Origin of the sequence: Shewanella denitrificans OS217, assembly GCF_000013765.1 — a bacterium.
Classification (GTDB): domain Bacteria; phylum Pseudomonadota; class Gammaproteobacteria; order Enterobacterales; family Shewanellaceae; genus Shewanella; species Shewanella denitrificans.
The window spans coordinates 4,510,535-4,531,505 of sequence record NC_007954.1; the positions used below are offsets into that span (position 1 = coordinate 4,510,535).

Sequence of the window (20,971 nt, forward strand, 5' to 3'; positions counted from 1 at the left end):
AGAATTTAGCTAACGTAGGCAGAAAGGATCACTTTCACGCCTTGGTCTGTAATAGTATTAATGGCATCAATAGCGATCCTGTCGTCGGTAACCAGTACATCGACAACCCCCCAAGGCAGTTCCAAATTGGGAATTTTACGACCTATCTTGGTCGACTCCAGTAACACCACCACTTCACGGGACATTTCTGCCATCACCTTGCTAAGGCCAGTGAGTTCATTAAAGGTGGTCGTGCCCCGGGCGAGATCGATGCCGTCCGCGCCGATAAAAAGCTGGTCAAAATTGTATGAGCGTAATACTTGCTCGGCCACTTGGCCTTGGAAAGATTCAGAATGAGGATCCCAAGTGCCACCGGTCATCAATAAGGTGGGCTCATGTTCGAGTTCATGAATCGCATTAGCTAACTGCAAGGAATTTGTCATCACCACTAAGCCGCGCTTGCCGTTTAATTGCTGCACTATGCCGGAAGTGGTGCTGCCGCTGTCGATAATAATACGGTTATGATCCCGTATTAGCTTGGCAGCCTCAGTGGCGATAGCCTGCTTATTCGATGACAATTTTTCACTGGCTATTTGAGTCATTTCTTGTGGCACAGGCACGGCGCCGCCATAACGACGCAACAGCAGCCCATGGGTTTCCAAGCTGGCCAAATCTTTACGTATGGTCACTTCTGAAGTTGAAAACAAGCTGGCTAGCTCATCAACGCTGACTTCGCCTTGGTCATTAACAAGCTTTATGATCGAATGTCTACGTTGCTGAGTGTTACGTTTGGTCATTTAAACTCATTTCTTTCATGTAAGTTTCGAAGCGAAAGATATTATAGCGACGAATGAAACTTTATCTAGCTATTTTTGTTGTAAACAAACAAAAAAGCACACCTATTGGCGTGCTTTTCTTCATCGAGCAAAGCGCTATTTTGAGTCAGAACCGTTGATTTTGGCTATTTCAATGCCATTTATTCATCTGTTAACCCAATAACCCAATTTGAGTTAGTTACTTTTTAGCATTAACTGTCAGATAACTATTCATCAGATTTCGATAGTCTGGAATATGTTGAGAGAATAGGCTGCCTAAACCTTCCACATCGTTACGCCAATCTCGGTGTAATTCGCCTGCGGCACCAAACCAAGACATAAGCTGTGCACCTGCCGCCGACATGCGGTTATGGGCTGCATTACGGGTGATATCGTTAAAGGTGCCCGATGCATCGGTAATCACAAACACATCAAAACCGGCTGCAAGTGCCGATAATGTTGGAAATGCAACACAAACTTCGGTAACCACACCCGCGATAATAATTTGCTTTTTACCTGTCGCTTTGACTGCCGCAACGAAGTCTTCATTATCCCAAGCATTAATTTGTCCAGGACGAGCAATAAACGGCGCATCGGGGAACATATTTTTTAACTCTGGCACTAAGGGGCCGTTAGGGCCATCTTCAAAACTGGTGGTCAAGATAGTCGGTAACTCGAAATATTTAGCCAAATTAGCCAAGGCGAGTACGTTGTTTTTAAATTTATCAGGGTCTATGTCGCGAACCAGTGACAGCAAACCCGTCTGATGATCCACCAATAGCACTACCGCATCATCTTTATCTAAGCGTACATAAGGTTTAGTCATGCTAATTCTCCATTTAAAATTTATATAGTGTTTACTTTTAAAAATGGCCTTTATTAAGCGGTTTTAGCGCTCGATATCGCCAAACTTTCCTTGTTGGAAATCTTTTATCGCTGCGTCTATTTCTGTCTGACTGTTCATCACAAAAGGACCGTAGCCAAAAATAGGTTCCCCTAGGGGCTGACCACTTAAGATCACTAACTCACTGGCATCTGGGCTCTCTATTTCAATATCTTGACCATCATGGGACAAGATCATCGTCTGTCCCTCTGTCACCAATTGACCATTAATATTGGCCTGGCCTTTTCGCAGCATGACTATCCCAGACCAAGCTTGCGCCACAGGTAAAAGATATTTACTGCCCGAAGTCAAAGACATGTCTAACACCATCATAGGGGTATGAGTGCTCGTGGGCCCTTGCTGTCCAAATAGCTCGCCGGCAATCAAACGAATTTTCCCTTTACCTTCCAGTATGCTGATTTGAGGTATTTGCTCTGTCGTAATGGCCTGATATTTTGGTGCCGTCATCTTATGAGTCTTAGGTAAGTTCACCCAAAGCTGCACCATTTCCATCTGGCCACCGCTTTGAGCAAATTCATCAGAGTGATATTCCTCATGTAAAATCCCGCTACCCGCCGTCATCCACTGAACATCACCTGGGCCAATGACGCCACCTTGTCCTGAAGAGTCCTTGTGAGCCACACCGCCTTGATAAACTAAGGTCACAGTCTCAAAGCCACGGTGTGGATGAACGCCTACGCCACGTTTTTTAGAAGACGGCGAGAAATTCATCGGTCCAGCATGATCGAGCAGCAAAAATGGACTGATTTGCTCGCCAAACACATCATAGGAAAAGAGGGTTTTCACTGGAAAACCATCACCCACCCAATGGGGAGATGAGGGTGAATAAATGCCTAGTACTTTTTTCATAATCTGCTCCACTCGCTAAACGTTCAATCATTCTATTATCAGCAACAACCATTGACTAGACAGCTAAAATGACTAAGATCGTCCTATTTTTAGAACGACAAAAACTTAACAGGGAAAGTTAATGAAGGATCTAAACGATTTCTATTATTTCGTAAAAACAGCAGAGTACGGCGGTTTTTCTCCTGCGGGACGAGCCTTAGGCATACCGAAATCTAAACTCAGTCGCAGGATTGCCTTGTTAGAAGAAAGACTCGGGGTGAAATTAATCTATCGCTCCACCCGTCAATTTAAAGTGACCGACATTGGGCTCAAATTTTTAGAGCATTGCAAGGCGATGTTAATCGAAGCTGAGGCTGCTGAAGATGTGATTAAATCTATAACATCAGAGCCCAGTGGCACCATTAAGCTAACCTGTCCAATAGCCTTACTCAATGCCCATATTCGTTATGTTCTTGCCGACTTCATGCTGAAATATCCAAATATAGTCATACACTTAGAGGCCAGCAATCGCAGGGTCGATCTTATCTCTGAAGGCGTGGATATCGCCATTCGAGTGCGTCCACCTCCGCTTGAAGATAGTGAATTGATTTTAAAAGTACTCTCAGACAGGGGGCGGCGATTATTAGCCAGCCCCTCTCTGGTCGATAAATACGCTATGCCTAGTAAACCCTGTGACTTAGCCGAATGGCCAAGCTTAGGCTTGGGAGAGCCCCAGTATCAACATAGCTGGACGCTTTACGGGCCTGATGGCGACGCAATTAATCTCAATCACTCACCACGCTATGTGACCACTGACATGCTGGCGCTACGGGAAGCCGCAGTTAAAGGTGTTGGTGTGGTGCTATTACCCTCTATCTTGGCTACTGAGCAACTTAAAGATGGTTCTTTAATTCATGTATTACCTGAATGGCTGCCAAAGCGGGAAATTATTCATCTGGTTTATCCTTCCAGAAGAGGCATGTTACCTTCGGTGCGGGCGCTGATTGATTTTCTATCTGAGTATTATCGTTCTTTCGATGAGGATTAGAGGGCAATAGAATTAACAAAAAAGCAGCTATTTCAGCTGCTTTTTTGTTATTTACCTGTGTTTTACAGTGTATTTTTTATTATCTAATTTTTATAGCCTGTGGTTATTTTTTCTGTTTGATTGGACGTTGCCAACCTTGAATGTGACGCTGTTTAACCCGGGTGATCACCAGCTCATTTTCAGCCACATCTTTACAGATGGTAGAGCCTGCACCTAAAGTGGCATTTTTGCCTATGGTCACCGGCGCCACTAATTGGGTGTCACTGCCGACAAACACCCCATCTTCAATCACAGTTAAATGTTTGTTTGCACCATCATAATTACAAGTAATAGTGCCGGCACCTATGTTTACTCCCGCGCCTATTTGAGCATCACCAATATATGCTAAATGACCCGCTTTTGAGCCAACACCTAATACAGACTTTTTAATTTCGACAAAGTTGCCTATATGGGCATCTTCCTTAAGCTCAGCCCCGGGGCGTAAGCGCGCGAAAGGCCCTGCACTGGCGGCTTGTCCAAGCTTGGCACCTTCGACAATGGTATAAGGTTTAATTTCAGCGTTATCAGCTATTTCGCAATCGATTAAGATAGCGCCTGCGCCGATAGTGACGTTATTACCTAGCACGACCTTGCCCTGGAAAATCACATTGATGTCTATCATCACATCCATGCCCACAGTGACTTCGCCGCGAATATCAATACGGGCTGGATCCCGCAAATTAGCCCCTTCGAGCATCAGCTTTTCAGCGGCGCGGGTCTGGTAAGCACGTTCAAGCAGGGCAAGTTGCACTCGATTATTGGCCCCTTCCACTTCGATGGCCGACTGTGGCTGTGCTGTGTCTATTGCCACACCGTCTTCATGGGCCATGGCCACAATATCGGTTAAATAATATTCGGCCTGGGCATTGCTGTTTGATAATCGGCTCAACCATACTTTAAGTTGTTTACCCGGCACCGCCATAATGCCTGTGTTAACTTCGGTTATCTGCAACTGTTCTTCATTGGCATCTTTCTGCTCGATAATGCCCACCACTTTACCGTCAATACGCACGATACGGCCATAGCCGCTTGGGTTTGGCAAATCCACGGTTAATATCGCCATGCCATCATGTGTGCGAGCATCTAACAAAGCATTGAGGGTAGATTGTTGAATAAGCGGCACATCACCATAAAGAATAAGCACAGTGTCATCATCATTAATATTGGCATTGGCTTGAGCCACGGCATGACCTGTACCTAGCTGCTCGGCCTGCAATACCCAATTCACTTGCTGTTCACCTAAACTTGCTTGCAATTTATCGGCGCCATAACCATAAACCAATTGAATGGCCTGACTACCTAAAGAGTTAGCCGTGTCTATGACATGCTGTACCATGCTTTTATGAGCGATGGGATGCAAGACCTTAGGCAGATCTGAGCGCATCCGAGTTCCCTTTCCGGCAGCTAAGATCACAACATTTAACGACATGGGACTTCCTTTAATAATCGAGGCACAATAATGGCGCCAATTTTAACGGAAAAAATGCTTAAAAGCGAAAGCTGAAAAAGCAACTCGCTTAAAAAACATCATAGGGAATGGGGGTGAAATGATTAAGGACCTATTGGATCTATTTGCGCTAACAAGAAACAAAACTTCAATAATCAGATCACCCCCATAATCTGGGGGGAAACACAATTCACATTATAAAAGGTAAAACAAATAAGCTAACGAGAAAGTTAATCTTTCTAAATACTAAGTTTCAGTGTGCTCAAAAGAGCTCAAACAGAATTCATTAACCTCCCGCTTATTGTTTTTATTTGGTGTCAACATAGTCAGCATGATCGCATCTAATTCAGCAAGACTAATTAATTCAATTAAGCCATTTGACATATGATTAACCATACAAGGAGCTTTAAATTGATTGCTGCTCATAGCTACACATCCTATTCAAACTTGGGACGCTTATATAAAACCAAAATCCTCGGAGAAGTAACTACAAAGCGATGATATTGATGTGACATGGCTATAACATGGTTTGTTTTCAGATACTTAACCTGTATTAGACTGAATCCATAACAGGAATCACATTAGAGTCGACATCCGTGATAGCCAGCTGTGACAGACCTTTCTACTGCTTGGTTCAACGAATTCTATCTCAAGCGGTAACTTTTTAGAAGATGCTGGAAAGTCAGAATTAAAGAGTCGGGTAAAATATCATGGGTAGTAATTCTTGATGTTCGATGATGATACTTATGAAAGGGGAAGGCACCAATAGCGGTGACTTAGTAAGCTAACAAGCCCCATTGACGACAAAAACCTATTAATTGACTGATATGACTAACACCGGTTTTTTGCAGGCTGTGTTGTATGTGATCATGCACTTCCTGTTCACTCATGGTGAGCAACAAGCTAATTTCTTTCGGAGTTTTACAATCTGCAGTCCACTGAATGCAAGCTATCTCAGCTTGAGTAAAGGGAGATTCATCACCTACCAACACCCGCTGAACACATTCTGACAATGGTGATGCCAATAGCTGCCAAAACAGCGCTGTGGCCTGTTTCTGTTCTGCGGTTAATAATTGTTTAGGTTCAATCAAAATCACTGCTGCACCTTGATTAAAGGCGCAAGCAAGATAAGCCACCCCAGATAATATCACCCATTGGGGCACATTGGCGCTAGGCAGCTGGGCCCAAACCGCGTCAAAATTGCCAGATAGGCAATTTTGCAGCGGTTTAGATTGCTTACCCAGAGCCTTGTTGGCCAATAGATTGTTTCTAAGCAACAGGGTGCAACTCAAATAATTAAAGTCTTGCCCTATATCGCTTAGAAACTCACTAATTTGCCCAAGGGATCCCAAGTTATTGATTTTAATTTGAATACTCAGTAAGTACTGCATTCTATTTTATTTATGTACACTACAAGCACCAACACCTTGAGGGCATTTATTATCCCCACCATTAGGCACATTTTCAGAACCCGAGGAGGTTAGAACAGGCGTTTCTTCAGCCTGCACAGAAAAAGACAAGGTGGGCACCATCAATAGTGACGTCATAGCCAAAGCAATTAATATTTTGTTCATAGTATCCTCAAAATCTGAGTGGATTGAGATGCAAGAGTTACGATGCAAGTTTTAAATGCATCATTCAATGTTAATACAACATCAATGAGTAGAATATCAAATAACCATAAGGTGATATTTATGTAACACTAAAATGATTAATGCTTATTTTCAACAAGATAAAGCTTAGAGGTTACATCACTGATACCTTCTAAAACCACTGTTTTTCCATCATGACTTAAGCTGAACCCCAACTGTTGAATAATGTCAGTTTCTAAAACTGTGGTTTCTTCTGAGATTAAATTAAATTGAGTTATCATTTTTTTACTTGATATATAATCAAGCCAGACAACATTAGGGTAAGCCATGCCCCAGATGGGGGAGAAGAAATGATTTCCTTTCACTGGCAAAGTTTCCAGATCCCCCGTCAAGGTTGGCGCTTTAAACAGCTGGCCATTATCCCCCCAGAATAGATAATATTCATCGGATACTCGCACACTCATCATACCTTCACGAATGAGCTTAGCGCTTTGAGTGTTTCTGTCATAGCGGCTGATGGACCAGTTATTATTAATGATTTCGCTATAAAGAATATTGATGCCGTCCCTATCGAACACCGCATCATCGACGATTTGCTGCTCTGAGTTAATATAATCGATACTGCCATCAATTTTTAGAATACCGACCCTATCCCCCACCCTAAGAAGTAATTCACCCGTTGCTGATTCATCCAGCATATAAAAGTACTCGTCTGAGCTAAATAGTCGCGCACCTTTTTCTGGATCTTCTAGATCAATAAGGTCTAAAAAATACTGAGTGCCAACCTTGGTCACCTCAAACCACTGCTGGCTATTTTGCTTACTTATGTCAATCTCAACCGACGTAGGCGGCCGCTCTCTTTGCATAGAACGAACCTTACCATCGACAATCACAGCCTCTATATAGCTATGATTCAGCGGCTCGCGCTGATAGAGCATTATCTTATTTTGCACTAAGTACAATCCCCAAAACTTGCCATAAAAGTGCACTAGAAGCTCAGTTTTACTGGCAGATTTGAGGTTTAAGCGGGTAAGGTTTTGCTTATTAAGCACCAACAAGTTATCAGCATCTTCCCAGACGAGCCCACGCACTTCTTGTGGCCAAGGTAAACGTTTTACCACTTTACCGCTGGCTAGTTCTAACACTTGCAGTTCCTGCTCATGATCTAACCTTGTCATGCGCACATAGGCCAGATATTGTTTATTGGGTGACAGCGCACCATATATATCCAAACTTAGGCCATTATTACTTAAGGTGATTTGCTTTTGTTTAATTAACTTATTGTCATTCCAGACTAAATAATGAAATTCACTCTTAGATTTACTGTTCACTTGGGAAGTTAAACTCACGTAGGCCGAATTAGGCTTGTCGCCTCGCATCACAGCGGTAGCGCCCTGGATATTGTCGATAAAAACTTGCTTACTGGAAACCATGTTAGCGTCATCGAGACGCCACAGCTGGACGCTGCCTGCGGTCCTCGAGCCGGAATTAAATGACAATAATAGTGCCTGGTCGTTTTCAACGAACACCCCATAGCTGGAGCTGATGTTATTACGGGCAATTAGCCACTGCTTACCTCTATTTATTTGATACAGGTATAACTCAAACACGCCACTACTAAGCTGCTTCTCATAGAGGGCCAGCTCACCATTTTGCGACAGGGTGATCATCCTAGTACTTAAGGGAAGCGAATCTAGGTGCACTAACTGTGCTTTAGTCTGGGCTTGTGTTGATTGCACTTGTGAACGCTCGACTTCTTTCGCCGCAGTGAACAGTTTTTCCACAGCGGGTTCTAGCTTGGCGGGTTGATTGACATAAAAGATGGCTAAGCCGGTAAACAGCAATAAGAGCAGCAGCCCAACGTATTTTATTGCAGTGCTTAATGTGGAGGTGGATTCAGTTTGGGCGCCGCTATTGGCGAGCTCAGTTAAAAGCGCATTCTGATTAAGCTGCTCAACGCTTTTCTTAATCTGTTCATCCACTAAGGCTTCTATTCTATCCGCCACGACTTGTTCGGTTATTGCTTCGGATTTAACTTCGGTTTCAGCTTGGACGCTTTCTTCAACTTTGCTTGGATCTACTATGCTTATTGTTGTTTGGCCTTCACCTTGTTGATACTCGTCTTGTCCTCTAATAGTGCTAACTTGTTGGGGAAATGTTTTAACTAAAACATCAGCGTTGGCTGGCATGGAGAATAACCGATAGCCTCGCTTTGGCAGGGATTTGATGATTTCAGGCTTACTGGGATCCACTTCTATCAAGGAGCGTAGGCGACTGACCACTCGCCTCACCGCAGTGTCGGTGACGATACGCCCAGCCCACACTTCATCATGCAGTTCTTGCAATGGCACATAACGTTCGGTATTGAGTAATAAATAATCCAGTACATCGGCCATTTTTGGCTCAATGTTTATCGGCTCACCGTCGAGGTAAAGAAACCTCTCCTGAGTACAATAAATATAACGCCCGATGATAAATTTACTGTTCAATGAGATAGCCACAACCCTTAAATTTACAATGATAAGTGTTAAATAATGATCATACTAATAAGATACACCCAAATTGTAAAACAAATGTGGCTATAAGTACTTATTTAGACTGTAAAAACAAAAAAGCGGTGTTTCAATTAAGAAACACCGCTTTTTTTTCAACAATAACCTTATCTGGCAATGTTCTTCTTGATGGTCTCAAGCACACGTAATTGAGCCGTTGCCTTAGCAATCTCAATCAGCGCCGCTTGGTAATCGAAGTCAGAACCAGCATCAACCATATGGGCTTCTGCGCGATTCTTAGCTTCAATTGCCGCTTTCTCATCAATGTCATCGGCACGTAATACCACGTCTGCAAGGATAGAGGTCGAAGCAGGTTGCACTTCCAGGATACCACCTGAAAGATAAAACACTTCTTCGCTACCGTCTTGCTTGGTAACACGCGCCATGCCAGGCTTAATTTTGCTAATCAGAGGGGCGTGACCATGCATAATGCCTAGTTCACCTTCAGAGCCGGTCACTTGTAGATGTGACACACGACCACTGTAGATTCCGCCTTCTGCACTCACAATATCAAGCTGTACTGTCATGGCTGCCATAGGTTCTCCTTAAGAAACTAAGTAATATTACTTAATTATTTCTTTTTGTTAGCTTTTTCGACAGCTTCGTCGATCGTGCCAACCATGTAGAACGCTTGCTCTGGAATGTGATCGAACTCACCTTCTAGCAGCCCCTTAAATCCACGGATAGTGTCTTTAAGAGATACGTACTTACCTGGAGATCCTGTAAAGACTTCAGCTACGTGGAATGGTTGTGACAAGAAACGCTCGATTTTACGTGCGCGTGCCACGGCCGTTTTATCTTCATCAGATAATTCGTCCATACCCAAAATAGCGATGATGTCTTTCAGCTCTTTGTAACGCTGTAATACAGTCTGTACACCGTTAGCAACATCATAATGCTCTTGACCAACTACCTGTGGATCTAACTGACGTGAAGTCGAATCCAATGGGTCAACCGCTGGGTAAATACCTAGCGAAGCAATCTGACGTGATAGTACAACAGTCGCATCTAAGTGAGCGAAGGTTGTTGCTGGTGATGGATCTGTTAAGTCATCCGCTGGTACGTATACCGCTTGAACAGAAGTGATCGAACCTGACTTGGTTGAAGTGATACGTTCTTGAAGAACACCCATCTCTTCTGCCAATGTTGGCTGATAACCTACTGCTGAAGGCATACGACCTAGCAATGCAGATACTTCAGTACCGGCTAAGGTGTAACGGTAGATGTTGTCAACAAACAACAATACGTCACGGCCTTCGTCACGGAACTTCTCTGCCATAGTTAGACCAGACAGTGCTACACGCAAACGGTTACCTGGTGGCTCGTTCATCTGACCATAAACCATGGCCACTTTATCGAGAACGCCAGAATCTTTCATTTCGTAGTAGAAGTCGTTACCCTCACGAGTACGCTCACCCACACCTGCGAAAACAGAAAGACCCGAGTGGGCTTTAGCGATGTTGTTAATCAGTTCCATCATGTTAACTGTTTTACCAACACCCGCACCACCGAACAGACCTACTTTACCGCCCTTAGCAAACGGACATACAAGGTCAATAACCTTGATACCGGTTTCTAAAAGCTCAGTAGAGCTCGATTGATCTTCATATGAAGGGGCGCTGCGGTGAATAACATAACGTTCTTCTTCGCCAATTTCGCCACATTCATCGATAGGCTCACCCAATACGTTCATGATACGGCCAAGGGTCGCAACCCCTACCGGAACAGAAATTGGTGAACCTGTGTTTACAACCTCAAGACCACGACGCAAACCATCAGAAGAGCCCATAGCGATGGTACGAACTACACCACCACCAAGCTGTTGCTGAACTTCCAGCACTAAGCCTTTACAAGCGCCTTCGCCAGTGATCTTAAGAGCGTCATATATTTGAGGTACGGCATCTTGTGGAAACTCTACGTCCACAACCGCGCCAATCACTTGGACAACAGTACCTGTGCTCATGATTAATCCTCTAAAACTTGTATTCGTTACCTAAACCTAAACTGCAGAGGCACCTGAAACAATTTCCGACAGTTCCTGCGTAATCGCAGCCTGACGGGCCTTGTTATAGACCAACTGAAGGCCATCTATCATATCGCCAGCGTTATCCGTTGCCGCTTTCATCGCTACCATACGGGCAGCTTGTTCAGAGGCAAGATTTTCAATAACACCTTGATACACTTGAGATTCTACATAACGTACCAATAAGGTTTCCAAAATTTCTTTTGGATCTGGTTCGTATATATAATCCCAGCGATTAGTCTTCACATCGTCTGCAGATTTCGGCAAAGGTAGCAGCTGCTCGATCACAGGAGTCTGTGCCATGGTATTAACGAATTTGTTAAATACCACATACAAACGATCCAGTTTGCCTTCGTTGTAAGCTTGTAGCATCACACGTACTGTACCGATCAAGTCGGCGAGCTTTGGAGCATCACCTAAACCTGAAGCGTGTGCAGATACCTGACCGCCAAAACTTTTGAAAAACTGTACGCTTCGCGCGCCGATAGGGCAGAATTCAACTTCTGCACCTTGGGCTTTCCAGTTTTTCACGTCTAAGGTCACCTTTTTGAAAAGGTTAACGTTTAGACCACCACAAAGGCCACGGTCGGTTGCTACAACTATGTAACCAACCCGCTTAGCCTCTCTCACCTCTAAATAGGGGTGTTTAAACTCGAGAGAACCTTGCGCTACGTGACCGATTACCTTACGCATGCTTTCCGCGTATGGACGGCTTGCAGCCATGCGTTCCTGCGCTCTGCGCATTTTGCTGGCTGCCACCATTTCCATGGCGGACGTGATCTTTTGAGTGTTTTTAACACTCGCGATCTTGGTTTTAATCTCTTTAGCGCCGGCCATCTCTACTCTCCAATCTGGACCTGAGGTGTCTTAAGACACCTCGCAAATGTTTACCAGGTTTGGGTCGCCACGAACTTGTCGAGAGCAGCCTTGATTTCACCTTCGATATCGGCATTGTAATCACCGGTAGCGTTGATGTTAGTCATCAGGGCAGCGTACTCGCTGTTCATGAACGAGAGCAGAGCGGCTTCGAAGTGACCGACTTTATTCAGCGCAACACTCTTGAGGTAGCCTTTTTCAGCTGCGTAAATAACCACAGCCTGTGCCGCTACGCTCATTGGAGCATATTGCTTCTGTTTCATAAGTTCGGTAACACGCTCACCATGCTCTAATTGAGCACGCGTTGCATCGTCAAGATCTGATGCAAACTGTGAGAACGCAGCAAGCTCTCGATACTGTGCTAGTGCAGTACGAATACCGCCAGACAGTTTCTTGATGATCTTAGTCTGAGCCGCACCACCAACACGAGAAACAGAAATACCTGGGTTAACCGCAGGACGTAGTCCTGAGTTAAACAAGTCAGTCTCAAGGAAGATCTGACCATCTGTAATAGAAATTACGTTGGTCGGTACGAATGCAGACACGTCACCCGCTTGAGTTTCAATAATAGGTAGCGCGGTCAAAGAACCGGTTTTACCTGTTACTGCACCCTTGGTAAACTTTTCTACATAGTTCGCGTTTACGCGTGAAGCACGCTCAAGTAAACGTGAGTGTAGATAGAAAACATCGCCTGGGTAAGCTTCACGGCCTGGTGGACGCTTAAGTAGCAATGAAATTTGACGGTAAGCAACTGCTTGCTTAGACAAATCATCATAAACTATTAGTGCATCTTCACCGCGGTCACGGAAGTATTCACCCATAGAACAACCAGAATATGGTGCTAGGTACTGCAATGCAGCTGCTTCAGAAGCAGTAGCAACAACAACGATGGTGTTAGCCAGCGCGCCGTGCTCTTCTAGTTTGCGTACTACGTTTGCTATGGTAGAAGCTTTCTGACCAATGGCAACATAGACACACTTAATGCCTGATTCTTTCTGGTTGATGATGGCATCGATGGCCAGTGCTGTTTTACCAGTCTGACGATCGCCAATCACTAATTCACGTTGGCCACGACCGATAGGGATCATGGAGTCAACAGTCTTATAACCAGTTTGCACTGGTTCATCAACTGATTGACGCTCAATAACACCAGGAGCAATTACTTCGATTGGAGAATAACCGTCGTTGTCGACAGGTCCTTTTCCATCAATAGGCTCACCTAGAGTGTTAAGTACGCGACCTAACAGACCACGGCCAACTGGAACTTCCAGAATACGACCTGTAGTCTTAACTTTTACGCCCTCTGCCAAACCGGCATACGAGCCCATTACTACGGCACCGACGCTATCACGTTCTAAGTTCAACGCGATGGCATAACGGTTACCAGGCAGTTCGATCATTTCACCTTGCATTACATCGGCTAGGCCGTTGATGCGGATGATGCCGTCACTTACTGCAACGATAGTACCTTCGTTGCGAGCTTCACTAACGACTTCGAACTGCTCGATCCGCTGCTTAATCAGATCGCTGATTTCAGTGGAATTCAGTTGCATGCTCAAACTCCCAATTACGATTGCAGCTTATCAGAGAGGCGGGCCAACTGACCGCTGACTGAGCCATCTATGACTAAGTCGCCTGCTCTAATGATCATACCCGCGATTAGCGTGGTATCCGTGCTGCAATTCAGCTTTACTTTGCGTGCGAGACGTTTCTCTAAAGAAACACTAACTTGCTGTTGTTGCTCAGAGCTAAGCTCAATCGCTGAAACCACTGAGGCCTCAACTTCTTTTGCCCACTCATTGCGGTATCCAGTAAATAACTCAGATACAGCAGCTAGTACCTCTAAGCGACCGTTTTCAGCCATTACCTTTATCAGGTTTTGACCTTGCGTATTGACTTGCTCACCGCACACACTGATAAACAGTGCTGCAAGTTTGCCACTGGCTAAACCGCCAGTTAATAATGGCTTCATTGATTCGTTTTCACTTACCAATGCGGCGAAGTTGAGCATTTCGGCCCAGCTATCGACGGCATTATTTTCAATCGCAAAATCAAAAGCTGCCTTTGCGTAAGGGCGAGCGATGGTGGTTAATTCAGCCATAACTCAACTCCTTATCAAATTTCAGCAACAAGTTTATTAACTATGTCACTGTGGGCGGCTGGATCAATCGAACGCTCAAGAATCTTCTCTGCACCAAGAATGGCAAGAGTAGCAACTTGCTTGCGCAGATCTTCTTTCACGCGATTACGTTCGGCTTCAATTTCTGCTTTACCCTGAGCGATAATTTTTGCACGCTCAGCGTCTGCTTCAGCTTTAGCTTCGTCAACGATTTGAGCTTTGCGCTTGTTAGCTTGCTCAATAATTTCGTTAGCCGTCGCTTTGGCTTCTTTTAGTTGATCAGTCGCTTTTGAGCGAGCCAACTCTAGGTCTTTTACTGCACGATCGGCATCAGCCAATCCATCAGCAATCCTTTTTTGGCGTTCTTCGATGGCATTCATCAAAGGGGGCCATACAAACTTCATGCAGAACCACACGAAGATTAAAAAGGCGACCGACTGTCCGATTAGGGTAGCGTTGAAATTCACAACAGCCTCCTATTAATAGTTAAGACAGAAGCGTTTGTTATAGCATTGCACCCAGTGGGTTGGTAAATAGCATGTATAACGCAATACCAACACCGATCATGGTTACAGCGTCTAGAAGACCAGCAACGATGAACATTTTAACTTGTAGCATAGGAGCCATTTCTGGTTGACGCGCAGCGCCTTCCAAGAACTTGCCACCTAGTAAGCCGAAACCGATTGCAGTACCTAACGCACCCATACCAATCAGCAAAGCAACAGCGATAGCTGTCATGCCTAAAATCGTTTCCATCTGTATCTCCAGTATCTAAATCTAAGTTAGTTAGATAATTTAGTTTAAAAATTTCTTCAGCAATTCTTAATGATCTTCATGAGCCATGCTTAAATAAACAATGGTTAACATCATGAAAATAAATGCTTGTAGCGTAATGACTAATATGTGGAAAATTAACCAACCTAGTTGTAAACCTACACCTAGAGTAGCCATCGCCCAATTAGCACTATACATAAGCGCAATAAGAATGAAGATCAACTCACCTGCGTATAAGTTACCAAACAGACGCAATGCCAATGAAATTGGTTTTGCAATCAAGGTAACAGATTCTAACAAGAGGTTGACGGGTATCATTGCCCAATGGTTAAAGGGCTGTAGCGTCAGTTCTTTCACAAAACCAGACACACCTTTGACTTTAATGCTGTAGTAAATAATCAGCACAAACACACCTATAGCTAAGCTGAAGGTAATGTTAACGTCAGTAGTCGGAACAACTTTTAGGTACTCTACGCCAGCAAGTAATGCTAGAGAAGGTAACCAATCTACTGGGATCATATCCATGAAGTTCATCATGAATACCCAAACGAAAATTGTCAGAGCTAAAGGTGCAATCACAGGATTGCGGCCATGGAAGGTTTCTTTAACGCTAGCATCAACGAACTCAACGATCATCTCGATTAAACATTGAAGTTTACCAGGAACACCGGTAGTCGCTTTCTTACCAACGCTGCGGAAAATCCACAGGAACAATACGCCAAGACCAACCGAAAAGAGCAACGAATCAATGTGCCATGTCCAAAAGCCTTCACCAACCGATAGGTTAGTAAGGTGGTGCTGGATATAGCCCTGCGGTGTTAACGCGTCACCAGTTGCAGCCATGATTCATCCCACTTAACTTTGCTTGAAGTATAAAGGAGCCGTCCAATGCACGATTAACGCCAGTGTGTAACAAACAAAAAGCGGCATAAACACCACCTCTAACTTGATAAACGCCAGTGAGAACATCGCAATGGTTAACAGCAACTTTACCGCTTCCCCCCAGTAAAAAGTCTTAATGACTTTTGCCGATGAACTTGCTCCCATATGAGAGAAGGCCAGGGTTGCGAATACAAAATTAGGGAGTACAGCAATTGAACCACCTGCCAAAGCAGAGTAGCCAAACTGAACTCCCCACACGGCGAAAAAGACTATCGAAACACTTCCAGCCACCGCCGCCTGCGTCATCACTAACTTGTAGGCTGACCAACGGCCACGACGTGCTAAAACTTTGCTCAATGAACCTTCTCCGCATTAATACTTTTTGTTTCGATGACCGGACTCAATATCCGAATAAAGTCATGCACAAAAAGCTTGCGAAAGTATACCTTTTCAAGCTTTCAATGCAACTTTGAGAGGGGGAAAAACGCGACTTTTAAGTGAAAATCGTGTTAAAAATGCAAAATAACAGATTTTCACTCATTTAGCTGATTGCAGATTATTTATAAAACAGACTGTTTTTAACCTATTTTGGCAAGAATGCCATCGAGTTCGCCTAAGTTTTGATAATTGATAACAATCTTACCCGTTCCTTTAGCGCTATGATTGATAGACACTTTAGCGCCTAATCGCTCAACTAAGCTTTGCTCTAGACGACTAACATCATGATCTTTTTCTTTAGATTCTGCCGTTTTTGCCGGCAAAAGGGCTTTATTGACTAAACGTTCGGTTTCGCGAACAGTCATTTCCTTCGACGCCACTAAACGGGCCAGTTCAGTTTGCTCATCACCTTCTATGGCCAATAAAGCACGAGCATGGCCCATGTCTATATCACCGTTCTCCAACAAACGCTTTACCGGCTCGTTTAAGCTGTTCAAACGCAGCAAGTTAGAGACACTTGCCCGTGATTTACCCACGGCGTCGGCCACTTGTTGATGAGTGAGCTCAAATTCTTCCAGCAGTCGATTTAATGCCACGGCTTCTTCCATGGCATTAAGATCTTCACGCTGGATATTCTCAATCAGGGCGATAGCGACAGCAGCCTCATCGGCGACTTGCTTAACCAAACAAGGAATTTTATTTAATTGGGCCAATTGCGCTGCACGCCAGCGACGTTCACCGGCAATAATCTCATATTGACCGCTACCGACCTGACGCACCACGATTGGCTGGATAACCCCCTGAGAGCGAATTGACTCAGCAAGCTCTTCTAGGGCTTCGGGCGACATATCGCGGCGTGGCTGATACTTACCAGGCTGCAGTAAATCCAAATCTAACTCGATAAGCTTGCCATCCATAGCGTCAGTGTTGGCTTGTTCTTGTTGTTCTGTTTTACGACTCGCCGCATTGCTGTGGCTGAGTAATGCGTCTAAACCTTTGCCTAAACCGCGTTTTTTTAACGTCATTATTTTTCCTTACGCCTGTTTAATACTGGTTTGCTCTGCGCGGCGGATAATTTCACCGGCTAGGGCTAAATAGGCTTTAGCTCCTGCACTGGTTTTATCGTAATACATGGCAGGCGCACCAAAACTAGGGGCTTCAGCTAAACGGATATTTCGTGGAATTACAGTACGATACACCTTATCTCCGAAATGTTGTTTCAACTGATCTGAAACATCATTAGACAAGCGGTTACGGGGATCGTACATGGTGCGTAAAATGCCTTCTATGGTTAAACCTGGGTTAACCATGGTGGCTAATTTGGAAATAGTGTCTATCAGTGCGGTCAATCCTTCGAGGGCATAGTACTCACACTGCATAGGCACAAGCACAGAGTCTGCCGCCGACATGGCGTTGACCGTGAGCATGTTCAATGAGGGCGGACAATCGATAAAAATATAATCGTATTGGTCTTTAATGGGGGCTAGGGCATTACGTAAACGGATTTCTCTCGCGTAGAATTCCATTAGCTTAATTTCTGCAGCGGTAACATCACCATTACCTGCGATAAGATCGTATTTACCTATGGTATTTTTAACCACTATCTCATCGAACGACTTTTCTTCGACCAATAACTCGTAGGCAGTATGCTCGACGCCATATTTATCGACGCCACTGCCCATGGTGGCATTACCTTGGGGATCGAGATCGATCAACAAGACTTTACGTTTTGTTGCAGCCAAAGACGCGGCTAGGTTGACACAAGTTGTTGTTTTTCCAACTCCACCTTTCTGATTAGCTACGGCAATGATTTTACCCACAATGTCATCCTGTCTTGTTTAATTGTTATTAAATTATTCTATATATCAATAGATTAAATCTAAATTTTTTGATGAACTAACCGAGTTTTTTTCTCAGTTTCAGCAAATGACGCTGTTCATCTAATTGGGGCACTTGCAGTACTATGGTTTCTAGCAGCTCAAATCCTTCAGGGATAGCTTCAAGCTCAACTTGGTTTAATTGCCCTTTTAAGGCGTAGAAAATCCCTTCGTTGTGTGGAAGGTGATGACACCAAGTTAACATATCTTGCACAGATGCAAAGGCTCTACTCAGTACGCCGTCAAATTTAATCTCGGGCTGAAAAGCCTCCACTCGGCTTTCTACTGAACTGATATTGTTAATTTTAAGCTCAAACTGCACTTGCTTTTGAAAACGTATTCTCTTACCTAAGCTATCGAGCAGTACAAACTCTTTATCTGGATTCATGATAGCAAGTGGGATCCCAGGCAAACCAGGTCCGGTGCCAACATCGATAAATCGCTTACCGCTAAGATAAGGAGAAACGGTCAAACTGTCCATCACATGACGAATTAACATCTGCTCAGGTGAACGAACCGAGGTGAGGTTATAGGCCTTGTTCCATTTATTTAGCATTTCAACAAAACCAACCAATTGGCCTTGTTGTTGCTCAGTGGCCGATAGGTTCATTTCAGCTAAATACGCACTGAGTTGGGAAGATAACACGGCAAAGCCTCGTAAGTGAAATTAACAGTCGTTGGCTATTATGAAGCCGTAAAAGCACTAAGGGAAGCCCTATGACTTCCCTCAGTGAATTGAGGCTTACTTAGCCTTGTTTTTAAGCAGTTTTGCGTAGCAAACCGCGCTTTTTAAGGTGAACTAGTAAAATTGAAATTGCCGCTGGGGTAATACCCGAGATCCGTGATGCTTGGCCTATGGTATCTGGCTTGTGGTTATTCAATTTTGCTATCACTTCATTAGAGAGCCCTGGGACTTCTTGATAATCCAGATCGAGCGGCAACAAGGAGTTTTCATGGCGAATAGCCTTATCAATTTCATCTTGTTGACGCTGAATATAACCTGAATATTTAACCTGTATCTGCACTTGCTCTGCTGCACTAGGATCTTCAAGACCCGGACCAAATCCTTCTAACGACATTAATTTCTGATAGTCCATTTCAGGACGACGTAATAAGTCTTCAAAAGATGCTTCACGAGAAATAGGGGTATTTAATTCAGGATTTAATACTCCAAGTAAAGGTGAGTTGGGGTGGATCCACTGACCACGTAAACGTTGTAGCTCAAGTTCAATAGACTCTCGCTTTTCGGTAAATTTAGCCCAGCGATCATCATTGACTAAGCCAAGTTCGCGGCCTTTTTCAGTTAATCGTAAATCAGCATTATCTTCACGTAACAGCAAACGGTACTCGGCGCGGCTGGTGAACATGCGGTAGGGTTCTTTAGTCCCTAGGGTGGATAGATCGTCAACCAATACCCCTAAATAGGCTTGATCCCGACGTGGACACCAAGTCTCTTTGCCTTGCACTTGCAAGGAGGCATTCATACCGGCTAATAAACCTTGAGCACCGGCTTCTTCATAGCCCGTGGTGCCGTTAATTTGTCCTGCAAAGAACAAACCATTAATGGTTTTGGTTTCTAACGAGTTTTTAAGATCTCTAGGATCAAAATAATCGTATTCAATGGCATAGCCTGGGCGAATAATCTCAGCGTTTTCCATGCCTTTGATTGAACGGACTAAATTCAATTGCACATCAAATGGCAAGCTAGTCGAAATACCATTAGGGTAGATTTCGTTGGTGCTTAAGCCTTCAGGTTCGATAAATATTTGATGAGAAGTCTTATCGGCGAAGCGATGGATTTTATCTTCAATTGATGGACAGTATCTTGGACCAATACCTTCAATAACCCCTGAATACATAGGACTTCTGTCTAGTCCACCACGAATGATATCGTGAGTTTTCTCGTTGGTATGGGTGATGTGACACGAAATTTGTCGCGGATGTTGATCTACATTGCCAACGAACGACATCACAGGCAAAGGAGTATCGCCTTTTTGCTCAGTCATTTGTGAGAAATCTATGCTGTTGGCATCGATTCGAGGTGGTGTACCGGTTTTTAAGCGTCCAACACGAATAGGCAATTCACGTAGTCGATTGGCTAAAGCAATTGCCGGTGGATCGCCAGCACGGCCGCCACTGTAGTTTTGCATGCCAATATGAATTTTACCGCTTAAGAACGTGCCTGTGGTTAACACTACCGTTGGTGATTCAAAGGCCAATCCCATTTGGGTTACCACACCAACCACTTGATTATTTTCAACAACTAAGTCATCAACGGCTTGTTGGAAAATACGTAAGTTTGGTTGGCTTTGTAAAATTTGCTGGATTTTTTGACGATACAAGGCGCGATCCGCTTGTGCCCGGGTTGCACGCACTGCTGGGCCTTTGCTCGAATTTAAGGTTCTAAATTGTATGCCTGCGAAATCAGTGGCTATTGCCATAGCACCACCTAAAGCATCGATCTCTTTGACTAAATGGCCCTTACCAATCCCACCGATCGCTGGGTTACAAGACATTTGCCCTAACGTATCTATGTTGTGAGTGAGCAGTAACGTTTTCGAACCCATTCTTGCAGACGCTAATGCCGCTTCAGTTCCGGCATGACCACCACCTACAACAATAACATCAAACCTTTCGTGAAAATGCATTTTGCGACCTTAGATTTCTTAACCGTAACGTTCAATTTAAAATTGAGTAAGGAAGTTATTTTAGCACTTGCTTTGGTGTACGTGAATGATCTATTTCACTGGTTTGATCGCAGAGGGTTTGCTTAATAGA

Annotated in this window: 22 protein-coding genes; 1 reads left to right on the forward strand and 21 read right to left on the reverse strand. The window is 44.1% G+C overall.

Annotated elements, in window-relative coordinates:
* Positions 1 to 5: 5 nt before the first annotated feature.
* The 3 genes from SDEN_RS19475 to SDEN_RS19485 form a co-directional block, all read right to left on the reverse strand.
* Complete coding sequence (locus SDEN_RS19475) at positions 6 to 776, reverse strand: DeoR/GlpR family DNA-binding transcription regulator (RefSeq protein ID WP_011498155.1); 771 nt, start codon at positions 774 to 776, stop codon at positions 6 to 8.
* 217 nt (positions 777 to 993) lie between these two features.
* Positions 994 to 1,620, reverse strand: coding sequence for an isochorismate family cysteine hydrolase YcaC (gene ycaC / locus SDEN_RS19480; RefSeq protein WP_011498156.1), 627 nt, complete (start codon positions 1,618 to 1,620; stop codon positions 994 to 996).
* Positions 1,621 to 1,683: 63 nt separating this feature from the next.
* Positions 1,684 to 2,547 (reverse strand): pirin family protein, encoded by an 864-nt coding sequence (locus tag SDEN_RS19485; RefSeq protein WP_011498157.1) that lies wholly within the window; start codon positions 2,545 to 2,547, stop codon positions 1,684 to 1,686.
* Between the two features lie 121 nt (positions 2,548 to 2,668).
* Here SDEN_RS19485 and SDEN_RS19490 point away from each other — a divergent pair, with 121 nt between their 5' ends.
* Complete coding sequence (locus tag SDEN_RS19490) at positions 2,669 to 3,574, forward strand: LysR family transcriptional regulator (RefSeq protein ID WP_011498158.1); 906 nt, start codon at positions 2,669 to 2,671, stop codon at positions 3,572 to 3,574.
* Between the two features lie 103 nt (positions 3,575 to 3,677).
* On the opposite strand, the gene glmU is transcribed toward SDEN_RS19490, so the two are convergent.
* The 18 genes from glmU to mnmG all read right to left on the reverse strand — a co-directional run bounded on the left by glmU (position 3,678) and on the right by mnmG (position 20,841).
* Positions 3,678 to 5,042: a bifunctional UDP-N-acetylglucosamine diphosphorylase/glucosamine-1-phosphate N-acetyltransferase GlmU gene (glmU, locus tag SDEN_RS19495; protein WP_011498159.1), complete on the reverse strand. Its 1,365-nt coding sequence runs from the start codon at positions 5,040 to 5,042 to the stop codon at positions 3,678 to 3,680.
* A 264-nt stretch (positions 5,043 to 5,306) separates the two neighbouring features.
* Positions 5,307 to 5,486, reverse strand: coding sequence for a hypothetical protein (locus SDEN_RS19500; protein WP_041405919.1), 180 nt, complete (start codon positions 5,484 to 5,486; stop codon positions 5,307 to 5,309).
* A gap of 350 nt (positions 5,487 to 5,836) precedes the next feature.
* The gene (locus SDEN_RS19505) at positions 5,837 to 6,451 is read right to left on the reverse strand and encodes a helix-turn-helix transcriptional regulator (RefSeq protein ID WP_011498160.1); all 615 of its coding nucleotides are present in this window, start codon (positions 6,449 to 6,451) and stop codon (positions 5,837 to 5,839) included.
* A gap of 6 nt (positions 6,452 to 6,457) precedes the next feature.
* Entirely contained in the window at positions 6,458 to 6,634 is a 177-nt protein-coding gene (locus SDEN_RS20615) for a hypothetical protein (RefSeq protein WP_157599898.1), read from the reverse strand.
* Between the two features lie 137 nt (positions 6,635 to 6,771).
* A complete protein-coding gene (locus SDEN_RS19990) occupies positions 6,772 to 9,141 on the reverse strand; it encodes a winged helix-turn-helix domain-containing protein (RefSeq protein ID WP_157599899.1) in 2,370 nt (789 codons plus the stop codon).
* A 170-nt stretch (positions 9,142 to 9,311) separates the two neighbouring features.
* Positions 9,312 to 9,740 carry a F0F1 ATP synthase subunit epsilon gene (locus tag SDEN_RS19515; protein WP_011498162.1) on the reverse strand — a complete coding sequence of 143 codons (429 nt, stop codon included), beginning with the start codon at positions 9,738 to 9,740 and terminating at the stop codon, positions 9,312 to 9,314.
* 35 nt (positions 9,741 to 9,775) lie between these two features.
* Complete coding sequence (gene atpD / locus SDEN_RS19520) at positions 9,776 to 11,167, reverse strand: F0F1 ATP synthase subunit beta (protein WP_011498163.1); 1,392 nt, start codon at positions 11,165 to 11,167, stop codon at positions 9,776 to 9,778.
* 36 nt (positions 11,168 to 11,203) lie between these two features.
* Positions 11,204 to 12,064 (reverse strand): F0F1 ATP synthase subunit gamma, encoded by an 861-nt coding sequence (gene atpG / locus SDEN_RS19525; protein ID WP_011498164.1) that lies wholly within the window; start codon positions 12,062 to 12,064, stop codon positions 11,204 to 11,206.
* A 50-nt stretch (positions 12,065 to 12,114) separates the two neighbouring features.
* Positions 12,115 to 13,656 (reverse strand): F0F1 ATP synthase subunit alpha, encoded by a 1,542-nt coding sequence (gene atpA, locus SDEN_RS19530; RefSeq protein ID WP_011498165.1) that lies wholly within the window; start codon positions 13,654 to 13,656, stop codon positions 12,115 to 12,117.
* Between the two features lie 14 nt (positions 13,657 to 13,670).
* Positions 13,671 to 14,204, reverse strand: a complete 534-nt coding sequence (atpH, locus tag SDEN_RS19535; RefSeq protein WP_011498166.1) for a F0F1 ATP synthase subunit delta — start codon at positions 14,202 to 14,204, stop codon at positions 13,671 to 13,673.
* Between the two features lie 14 nt (positions 14,205 to 14,218).
* Positions 14,219 to 14,689, reverse strand: coding sequence for a F0F1 ATP synthase subunit B (gene atpF, locus SDEN_RS19540; RefSeq protein ID WP_011498167.1), 471 nt, complete (start codon positions 14,687 to 14,689; stop codon positions 14,219 to 14,221).
* Between the two features lie 37 nt (positions 14,690 to 14,726).
* Entirely contained in the window at positions 14,727 to 14,978 is a 252-nt protein-coding gene (gene atpE / locus SDEN_RS19545; protein WP_011498168.1) for a F0F1 ATP synthase subunit C, read from the reverse strand.
* Positions 14,979 to 15,044: 66 nt separating this feature from the next.
* Positions 15,045 to 15,839 (reverse strand): F0F1 ATP synthase subunit A, encoded by a 795-nt coding sequence (gene atpB, locus SDEN_RS19550; RefSeq protein ID WP_011498169.1) that lies wholly within the window; start codon positions 15,837 to 15,839, stop codon positions 15,045 to 15,047.
* Between the two features lie 12 nt (positions 15,840 to 15,851).
* A complete protein-coding gene (locus SDEN_RS19555; RefSeq protein WP_011498170.1) occupies positions 15,852 to 16,235 on the reverse strand; it encodes an ATP synthase subunit I in 384 nt (127 codons plus the stop codon).
* A gap of 221 nt (positions 16,236 to 16,456) precedes the next feature.
* Positions 16,457 to 17,341 carry a ParB/RepB/Spo0J family partition protein gene (locus SDEN_RS19560; RefSeq protein WP_011498171.1) on the reverse strand — a complete coding sequence of 295 codons (885 nt, stop codon included), beginning with the start codon at positions 17,339 to 17,341 and terminating at the stop codon, positions 16,457 to 16,459.
* A gap of 9 nt (positions 17,342 to 17,350) precedes the next feature.
* On the reverse strand, positions 17,351 to 18,136 hold the full coding sequence (locus tag SDEN_RS19565; protein WP_011498172.1) for a ParA family protein: 786 nt from the start codon (positions 18,134 to 18,136) through the stop codon (positions 17,351 to 17,353).
* 76 nt (positions 18,137 to 18,212) lie between these two features.
* Positions 18,213 to 18,839, reverse strand: coding sequence for a 16S rRNA (guanine(527)-N(7))-methyltransferase RsmG (gene rsmG, locus SDEN_RS19570; RefSeq protein WP_011498173.1), 627 nt, complete (start codon positions 18,837 to 18,839; stop codon positions 18,213 to 18,215).
* Between the two features lie 112 nt (positions 18,840 to 18,951).
* A complete protein-coding gene (mnmG, locus tag SDEN_RS19575; RefSeq protein WP_011498174.1) occupies positions 18,952 to 20,841 on the reverse strand; it encodes a tRNA uridine-5-carboxymethylaminomethyl(34) synthesis enzyme MnmG in 1,890 nt (629 codons plus the stop codon).
* Positions 20,842 to 20,971: the final 130 nt, after the last annotated feature.